Raw genomic sequence first — 6,278 nt, forward strand, 5'->3', positions numbered from 1 at the left:
CCCCACCCGGGTGGCGTCACCGCGGAGCGCCGCACCCACGCCCGCGGCACGTCCGTCCGCGCCCGCCCCTGCGGCGCCCGCGGTGGACACCTCGGCCGTGCCGCAGACCAACACGCCGTCGACCCACACCGCCGCCGAGAGCGACACGGAGCGGCTCTCCTCGCAGACCCAGCTCCTCAACGGCATCGACTACGCGCTGCCGCCGGTCAGCCTGCTCACCGCCGGCGACCCGCCCAAGGCGCGCAGCGAGTCCAACGACCAGATGATCGAGGCCATCCAGGGCGTCCTCGAGCAGTTCAAGATCGACGCCGCCGTCACCGGATTCACCCGGGGCCCGACGGTCACCCGCTACGAGGTGGAGCTGGGGCCGGGCGTCAAGGTCGAGAAGATCACCGCCCTGCACCGCAACATCGCGTACGCGGTGGCGACGGACAATGTGCGCCTGCTCGCGCCGATCCCCGGCAAGTCCGCGGTCGGTATCGAGGTGCCCAACCTGGACCGCGAGCTGGTCCGGCTCGCCGACGTCCTCACCGACCCCAAGACCGCGAGCAAGCACAACCCCATGCTCATCGGTCTGGGTAAGGACATCGAGGGCGACTTCGTCACCGCCGACCTCGCCAAGATGCCGCACCTGCTGGTCGCCGGCTCGACCGGCTCCGGTAAGTCGAGCTTCGTCAACTCGATGCTCGTGTCGCTGCTCACGCGCGCCACCCCGGACGAGGTCCGCCTCATCCTCATCGACCCCAAGATGGTCGAGCTCACGCCGTACGAGGGCATCCCGCACCTCATCACGCCGATCATCACGCAGCCCAAGAAGGCGGCCGCGGCCCTCGCGTGGCTCGTGGAGGAGATGGAACAGCGCTACCAGGACATGAAGTCCACGCGGGTGCGGCACATCACCGACTTCAACGAGCGCGTGAAGTCCGGGGCCATCACCGCGCCGCCCGGCAGCGAGCGGGTCTACCGCCCGTACCCGTACATCGTGGCCGTCGTCGACGAGCTCGCCGACCTCATGATGACCGCCCCGCGCGACATCGAGGACGCGATCGTCCGCATCACCCAGAAGGCGCGCGCCGCCGGCATCCACCTCGTGCTGGCCACGCAGCGACCGTCGGTCGACGTCGTCACGGGTCTGATCAAGACCAACGTGCCGTCGCGGCTGGCGTTCGCCACCTCGTCACTGACGGACTCGCGCGTCATCCTCGACCAGGCGGGCGCCGAGAAGCTCATCGGTATGGGTGACGGCCTGTTCATCCCGATGGGCGCGTCCCGCCCGATCCGTATGCAGGGCGCGTTCATCACCGACGAGGAGATCCACGAGGTCGTCGACTACGCCAAGAACCAGGCCGAGCCGGAGTACGACGAGTCCATCACCGCCGCGAAGGACGACGGCAAGAAGGACATCGACTCCGACATCGGGGACGACCTCGACGACCTGCTCGCCGCGGTCGAGCTCGTGGTCTCGAGCCAGTTCGGCTCCACCTCGATGCTCCAGCGCAAGCTGCGCGTGGGGTTCGCCAAGGCCGGCCGCCTCATGGATCTCATGGAGTCCCGCGACATCGTCGGCCCCTCCGAAGGGTCCAAGGCGCGCGAGGTCCTGGTCAAGCCCGAGGAGCTGGCCTCGGTGCTGTGGATGATCAAGGGCGGGACCCCGCCCGAGGACGATCCCGGCGAGCAGCCCGCCGAACTCGACGCGCCGGCCGGGACGCCGGTCGGATAGCGGTCAGGAGAAGGCGCCGAACACGGGCTTCCATTCCCGCACGATGATCTCCGAGACCAACCCGCGCAGGCAGTGGGGGTCGTCGTTCACGAGGGAGCGCGCGACCTCGTCGTCGTCGGCCTCCACGAGCAGTAACGCGCCGGAACCGTCGACGAACGGTCCCACGGACCGGATGGCGCCGGCGGTGACCTGCGCGTCCAGCCACTCACGGTGGGCGGGCTTGTTGACCTCGCGCTCCTCGCTCTGGGCGGCCTCGTAGCGGTAGGTGACGGCGAACAGCGGCATGGGTGGCTCTCCCTCGGGGTCGGCGGTGACGGGCGGGGGTGCGCCCGGGGCCAAGGGTATTCGCCGGGGTCTCGCTAAGGTGTGGGGGTGACTGCTTCCACGCGAGAGGACGGCCGCCCGGCCGCCGACGCCCCCGTTCTCAACATCGCGAACGTCCTCACCGTGCTGCGGATCCTCCTCGTGCCCGTCTTCGTCGTGATGTTCTTCGTCGCGGGCGCCCAGGAGCCGTGGTGGCGGGTGGGCGCGTTCGTCGTCTTCGCCGTGGCCATGCTCACCGACTACGTGGACGGCTACCTCGCGCGGCGGCTCGGCCTGGTCACCGACTTCGGCAAGATCGCCGACCCGATCGCGGACAAGGCGCTCATCGCCGCCGCGCTCATCTCCCTGTCCCTCGTGGGGGAGCTGTTCTGGGCGGTGACCGTCGTGATCCTCGTCCGCGAGGTGGGTATCACGCTCTGGCGCCTGTTCGGCGTCGACTACGTGGTGGCCGCCAGCAAGGGCGGCAAACTCAAGACCGTGACCCAGACCCTCGGCGTGGGAATGCTCATCCTGCCGCTGCCGCACTGGGTGTGGCCCGTCGAGTGGGTCGTCATGGGCATCGCCGTGGCGCTGACCGTGTACACGGGCGTGGACTACCTGGTCAAGGCCAGGCGGGCCGCGCTCGTGCGGAGCTGAGACGGGTATGGACGCCGTACCGCCGTCACCGGGCGCCGCGGCCGCCGTCGCCGCGCTGCGCGACCGCGGGTGGACCCTGGGTACGGCCGAGTCACTCACCGCCGGGTTGCTCGCCGCGACCGTCGCCGAGGTGCCCGGTGCGAGTGCCGTGCTGCGCGGGGGACTGGTCGTCTACGCGACCCCCCTCAAGCACGAGCTCGCCGACGTGCCCACCGACGTCCTCGAACGCCACGGAGCGGTGTCCCCGGAGACCGCACGCGCGCTCGCGACGGGCGCGGCGCGACGCTGCGGCGCCGAGGTGGGCGTGGGACTGACCGGCGTCGCCGGCCCGGACACCCAGGACGGCAGGCCGGTGGGGACCGTGTACGTGGGCCTGACCACGCCGGACCGGGCGGCGTGGTCTGTCCGGCTCTCCCTGTCGGGCGACCGGGCGACTATCCGCCGCGCGGCGTGCGAGGCGGCGTTGGGGCTGGTCGTCGCCGCGGCCGGTCGGGACGCCGAGGTCGACGACGACGACGGGAACGAATCCGGGAACTGACGCGTTATACCCGGTGATGCCGAACATCCAGATGACCACACTGCCCCGACCGGACCAGCCCGGAGCGACGCCTCTGCTGCGCGAGACCCTGGGGACCGTCCTGCGCGGGCTCCGCGGGGAGTCGGGTCGCACCCTGCGTGACGTGGCCGACGCCGCCCGGGTCAGCCCCGGCTATCTCTCCGAGATCGAGCGCGGCCGGAAGGAGGCCTCGAGCGAGCTGCTCGCCTCGATCTCCGGCGCGCTCGAGGTGTCCCTGGGCGAGATCCTCATCCGCGCCGCGCTCGAGGTCTCGCCTCCCGGGACCGTCGCGGAACCCGTACTCGCGGCCTGACACCGCCGCCGCGTCGCCCGGTGGTCGCACACGGGCGTCGTTCGGTACCGTAGAACAGACCCGTCGTCCGAATCGGCAGAAGGACACTACGCAGCGATGGCCAATCCGTTCACCAAGGCATGGCGCTACCTCATGGCGTTGTTCGATTCGAAGATCGACGAGAATGCTGACCCCAAGGTCCAGATCCAGCAGGCGATCGCCGACGCGCAGCGCCAGCACCAGCAGCTCTCGCAGCAGGCCGCGGCGGTGATCGGCAACCAGCGCCAGCTGGAGATGAAGCTCAACCGCCAGCTCGCGGACATCGAGAAGCTGCAGGGGTCGACCCGCCAGGCGTTGCAGATGTCCGAGCAGGCCCGCAACAACGGCGACATCCAGAAGGCCACCGAGTACGAGAACGCCGCGGAGGCGTTCGCCGCGCAGCTCGTGACCGCCGAGCAGAACGTCGAGGACCTCAAGGGGCTGCACGACCAGTCGCTCCAGGCGGCAGCGCAGGCCAAGAAGGCCGTCGAGCAGAACGCCATGGTCCTGCAGCAGAAGGTGGCCGAGCGCACCAAGCTGCTCAGCCAGCTCGAGCAGGCCAAGATGCAGGAGCAGGTCAGCGCCTCCCTGCAGTCGATGTCGGAGCTGTCCTCGGGCGGCAACACCCCGAACCTCGACCAGGTCCGCGACAAGATCGAGCGTCGCTACGCCAACGCCCTCGGCTCCGCCGAGCTCGCGCAGAACTCCGTGCAGGGCCGGATGCTCGAGGTGGAGCAGGCCTCCACCCAGATGGCCGGGCACAGCCGGCTCGAGCAGATCCGGGCGTCGATGAAGGCAGAGGGCGGTCAGCTGGGCCAGGGCTCCGGTGCCGCCGGCCAGATCGGCCAGGGCCAGTCCCAGCCGGCCACGCCGCAGCAGCAGCAGCAGGCGCGGACCGAACAGCAGTGATCTCGCGGCCACGGGCCGTCGGCGAGCATGCCGGCGGCCCGTCGTCGTCCGCAGGGGAGGGTGAGACGTGACGCTGACCGAGTTCCATGCACGCACGGTCGAGGCGTTCGGTGAGCTGCGCGCCGACCATCTGGTCCGCTCGCACCACCTGGCGGCGTGCGGCGGTCGGACCGCGCACGAGGCCATCGACGCGGGGGAGTCCGTCAAGCGGGTGTGGCTCGCGTTGTGCGACGAGTTCGAGGTGCCCGAGCACCTGCGCTAGGCGGGTCCGCCCGGCGTGTCCCTCGACCTCGAACACCCGTTCGGCTACACTCAAGGGTATGTGATGGCGGGTCCACCGTCCACAGGGATCCACAGGGCGTGCCTCCTCCACAGGGGGAGGTCGCCGGATACGGCGCAAGGGGTTCGTGTCGTACCCGGCAGCTAACGTCCGCGAGTGAAGACCACACAGACCGATCGGCCGGAGGCCGGGGGTCGGACCGAGAACGGAGCATGAGATGGCAGGCAAGGCCAAGGCGGGCTCGAGCAAGCCCGGAGCCGCCCAGAACCGCGAGCAGGCGCTGGAGCTGGCTCTGGCGCAGATCGACAAGGCCTACGGCAAGGGCTCCGTCATGCGGCTGGGCGATGACACCCGGCCGCCGGTCCAGGTCATCCCGTCCGGCGCGCTGTCGCTCGACGTGGCGCTGGGCGTGGGCGGGTTCCCCCGGGGCCGCGTCGTGGAGATCTACGGCCCGGAGTCCTCGGGTAAGACCACGGTCGCGTTGCACGCCGTGGCCAACGCCCAGGCGGCCGGAGGCATCGCGGCGTTCATCGACGCGGAGCACGCGCTCGACCCGGAGTACGCCCGCAAGCTGGGTGTGGACACGGACAATCTCATCGTCTCCCAGCCCGACACCGGTGAGCAGGCGCTGGAGATCGCGGACATGCTGGTCAAGTCCGGCGCGATCGACATCCTCGTGATCGACTCCGTCGCGGCGCTGGTGCCGCGTGCGGAGATCGAGGGCGAGATGGGCGACAGCCACGTCGGCCTGCAGGCCCGGCTCATGAGCCAGGCGCTGCGCAAGATGACCGGCGCGCTGCACAACACGGGCACCACCGCGATCTTCATCAACCAGCTGCGCGAGAAGATCGGCGTGATGTTCGGTTCGCCGGAGACCACCACCGGCGGTAAGGCCCTCAAGTTCTACGCGTCCGTCCGCCTGGACGTCCGCCGCATCGAGACCCTCAAGGACGGCGCCGACGCGGTCGGTAACCGCACCAAGGTCAAGGTCGTCAAGAACAAGGTCGCACCGCCGTTCAAGATCGCCGAGTTCGACATCCTGTACGGCGAGGGCATCAGCCGCGAGGGCTCGCTCATCGACATGGGTGTGGACAACGGCTTCATCAAGAAGTCCGGCTCCTGGTTCACCTACGGTCAGGACCAGCTGGGCCAGGGTAAGGAGAACGCTCGCCGCTACCTCAAGGACAACCCGTCGGTGCGGGACGAGATCGAGCGGAAGATCCTCGACAAGCTCAACATCGGTGCGGGCGCGGAGATCGCGGAGATCGAGGCGGAGTCCGATGAGGACGCTCCGATCGACGTGGTGCCCGTCGACTTCTGATGCCGGGCCGCTCCACGCGGTCGGGCCGGTCCGGCGGGCCGGGCCCGGCCGGCGGGGGCATCGACGCGGACGGGTTGCGCGCCGCCATCGCCGCCGTGGAGTCGCGGCCCTCGAGCACCGCGGACCTTCCCCCCTTGGCACCGGAGGCGCACGAAGCCGCCACGTCCGCCCTGCGGCTGCTGCGACATCGGCCGCGCAGTG

The 6,278-nt window shown here is 70.2% G+C and carries 8 protein-coding genes and 1 pseudogene; 8 read left to right on the forward strand and 1 reads right to left on the reverse strand.

The genetic code is table 11. From position 1 onward, the window contains the following. Positions 1-1,720, forward strand: a 1,720-nt coding sequence (locus G6030_RS01950) for a DNA translocase FtsK (RefSeq protein ID WP_182642031.1), incomplete at its 5' end; no start/stop codon positions are given. Positions 1,721-1,723: 3 nt separating this feature from the next. On the opposite strand, the gene G6030_RS01955 is transcribed toward G6030_RS01950, so the two are convergent. Next, positions 1,724-2,005, reverse strand: a complete 282-nt coding sequence (locus G6030_RS01955) for a YciI family protein (RefSeq protein ID WP_182642032.1) — start codon at positions 2,003-2,005, stop codon at positions 1,724-1,726. 87 nt (positions 2,006-2,092) lie between these two features. Between G6030_RS01955 and pgsA the strand changes: the two genes are divergently transcribed. The 7 genes and pseudogenes from pgsA to G6030_RS16255 form a co-directional block, all read left to right on the forward strand. Continuing rightward, positions 2,093-2,680, forward strand: a complete 588-nt coding sequence (gene pgsA, locus G6030_RS01960) for a CDP-diacylglycerol--glycerol-3-phosphate 3-phosphatidyltransferase (RefSeq protein WP_182642033.1) — start codon at positions 2,093-2,095, stop codon at positions 2,678-2,680. 7 nt (positions 2,681-2,687) lie between these two features. After that, the gene (locus G6030_RS01965; RefSeq protein ID WP_182642034.1) at positions 2,688-3,218 is read left to right on the forward strand and encodes a nicotinamide-nucleotide amidohydrolase family protein; all 531 of its coding nucleotides are present in this window, start codon (positions 2,688-2,690) and stop codon (positions 3,216-3,218) included. Between the two features lie 16 nt (positions 3,219-3,234). Further along, entirely contained in the window at positions 3,235-3,549 is a 315-nt protein-coding gene (locus G6030_RS01970; RefSeq protein ID WP_007627530.1) for a helix-turn-helix transcriptional regulator, read from the forward strand. Between the two features lie 96 nt (positions 3,550-3,645). Continuing rightward, positions 3,646-4,476, forward strand: a complete 831-nt coding sequence (locus G6030_RS01975) for a PspA/IM30 family protein (protein WP_182642035.1) — start codon at positions 3,646-3,648, stop codon at positions 4,474-4,476. Positions 4,477-4,543: 67 nt separating this feature from the next. Continuing rightward, on the forward strand, positions 4,544-4,738 hold the full coding sequence (locus G6030_RS01980; RefSeq protein ID WP_007627533.1) for a DUF3046 domain-containing protein: 195 nt from the start codon (positions 4,544-4,546) through the stop codon (positions 4,736-4,738). Between the two features lie 235 nt (positions 4,739-4,973). After that, the gene (gene recA / locus G6030_RS01985; protein WP_007627535.1) at positions 4,974-6,077 is read left to right on the forward strand and encodes a recombinase RecA; all 1,104 of its coding nucleotides are present in this window, start codon (positions 4,974-4,976) and stop codon (positions 6,075-6,077) included. Further along, positions 6,077-6,278: pseudogene (locus G6030_RS16255) on the forward strand (regulatory protein RecX); the annotation flags it as partial. The gene recA and the pseudogene G6030_RS16255, both read left to right, overlap by 1 nt.

The sequence above is a fragment of the Dietzia sp. E1 genome (assembly GCF_014145015.1).
GTDB lineage: Bacteria > Actinomycetota > Actinomycetes > Mycobacteriales > Mycobacteriaceae > Dietzia > Dietzia cinnamea_A.

Coding starts and splice junctions, on each gene's coding strand:
- G6030_RS01975 (WP_182642035.1), top strand. CDS start 3,646: ATGGCCAATCCGTTCACCAAGGCATGGCGCTACCTCATGGCGTTGTTC.
- G6030_RS01970 (WP_007627530.1), top strand. CDS start 3,235: ATGCCGAACATCCAGATGACCACACTGCCCCGACCGGACCAGCCCGGA.
- G6030_RS01965 (WP_182642034.1), top strand. CDS start 2,688: ATGGACGCCGTACCGCCGTCACCGGGCGCCGCGGCCGCCGTCGCCGCG.
- recA (WP_007627535.1), top strand. CDS start 4,974: ATGGCAGGCAAGGCCAAGGCGGGCTCGAGCAAGCCCGGAGCCGCCCAG.
- G6030_RS01955 (WP_182642032.1), bottom strand. CDS start 2,005: ATGCCGCTGTTCGCCGTCACCTACCGCTACGAGGCCGCCCAGAGCGAG.